Origin of the sequence: Gemmobacter sp., assembly GCF_016792925.1 — a bacterium.
Lineage (GTDB): Bacteria > Pseudomonadota > Alphaproteobacteria > Rhodobacterales > Rhodobacteraceae > Gemmobacter.
Window position 1 is genome coordinate 1 of the sequence record NZ_JAEULU010000119.1, and the last position, 1511, is coordinate 1511.

Annotated in this window: 1 protein-coding gene; it reads left to right on the plus strand. The window is 69.4% G+C overall.

Features of this window, described 5'->3' with window-relative positions; genetic code table 11:
• Nucleotides 1-1307, plus strand: a 1307-nt coding sequence (locus JNN06_RS06035; protein ID WP_291238691.1) for an aldehyde dehydrogenase family protein, incomplete at its 5' end; no start/stop codon positions are given.
• Between the last annotated feature and the right edge of the window lie 204 nt (nt 1308-1511).

Sequence of the window (1511 nt, forward strand, 5' to 3'; positions counted from 1 at the left end):
CCGCCTCGGCGCTGCAACTGCTGCCGGGCGATGGTGATGTGGGGGGCTGGCTCACTTCGGATGCGCGGGTGGATGGGGTGGCCTTTACCGGCTCCACCGCCACGGCGCTGAAAATCCGCCGCGCCATGGCGGAACATCTGAACCCCGCCGCCCCGCTGATCGCCGAGACCGGCGGCCTGAATGCGATGCTGGTCGACAGCACCGCGCTGCCCGAACAGGCGGTGCGCGATGTGATCGCCTCCAGCTTCCAGTCGGCCGGGCAACGCTGCTCGGCGCTGCGCTGCCTCTATCTGCAAGAGGATATTGCGCCGCATGTGCTGGAGATGCTGAAAGGCGCGATGGCCGAGTTGCGGCTGGGCGAGCCGTGGCATCTGACCACCGATGTCGGCCCGGTGATCGACGCGCAGGCACAGGCGGGGATCGCGGCGCATGTGGCGCAGGCGCGGAGCGAGGGCCGGGTGCTGGCCGAGATGGCGGCGCCGTCGGGCGGCACCTTCATCGCGCCGACGGTGATCAAGGTCAGCGGCATCGCGCAGATGCAGCGCGAGATCTTTGGCCCGGTGCTGCATGTTGCGACCTTCAAGGCCTCGGAGATCGAGGCGGTGATCGGCGCGATCAATGCCACCGGCTATGGGCTGACCTTCGGGCTGCACACGCGGATTGATGACCGGGTGCAAAAGGTGGTGGAGACGATCCGGGTCGGCAATGCCTATGTGAACCGCAACCAGATCGGCGCGGTGGTGGGCAGCCAACCCTTTGGCGGCGAAGGGCTTTCGGGCACCGGGCCCAAGGCGGGCGGGCCGGAATACCTGATCCGCTTCACCGCCGCCCCGGCGCCGGTTGCCCATGGCCCGGCCGGGCAGGCGCAAGAGGCCAGCGTGCAGGCCGCGCTGAAGGCGACGCAACCCGCCGCGCAGGCGCTGGAGGCCCATGACCTGCCGGGGCCGACGGGCGAGAGCAACCGGCTGTCCTTCTACCAGCGCGCCCCGATCCTCTGCCTTGGCCCCGATGCCGCCAGCGCGCTGGCGCAGGCCGAGGCAGTGCGCAAACTGGGCGGCCTGGCCGTCGAGGCGGCGGGGCTGGAGCCGCAGGCGCGGACCCGGCTGCAAGGCTTCAGCGGCGCGATCTGCTGGGGCGAAGCCGCGCACGCCCATGCCCGCGCGCTGGCAGGGCGTGAAGGCCCGATCCTGCCCCTGATCGCAGGCCTGCCCGACAAGGGCCATGTGGTTCTGGAACGCCATGTCTGCATCGACACCACCGCCTCGGGCGGCAATGCGCAGCTGCTGGCGCAGGTCTCCGAGGCGTAAACGATCCTTCTGCGAAGGATCAAAGGGGGCGCTCGCGCCCCCTCTTTGCTGCGCAAATTCACCCCCTGAGGATATTTTTGAACAGAAAATGAAGAGCTTCGGCGCTCTTCCTCATTTTCTGTTCAAAAATATCCTCGGGGGGAGGCCCGACAGGGCCGTGGGGGGGCGACAGCCCCCCCGGCCCCGCCTGACGCAGGGCGGGGG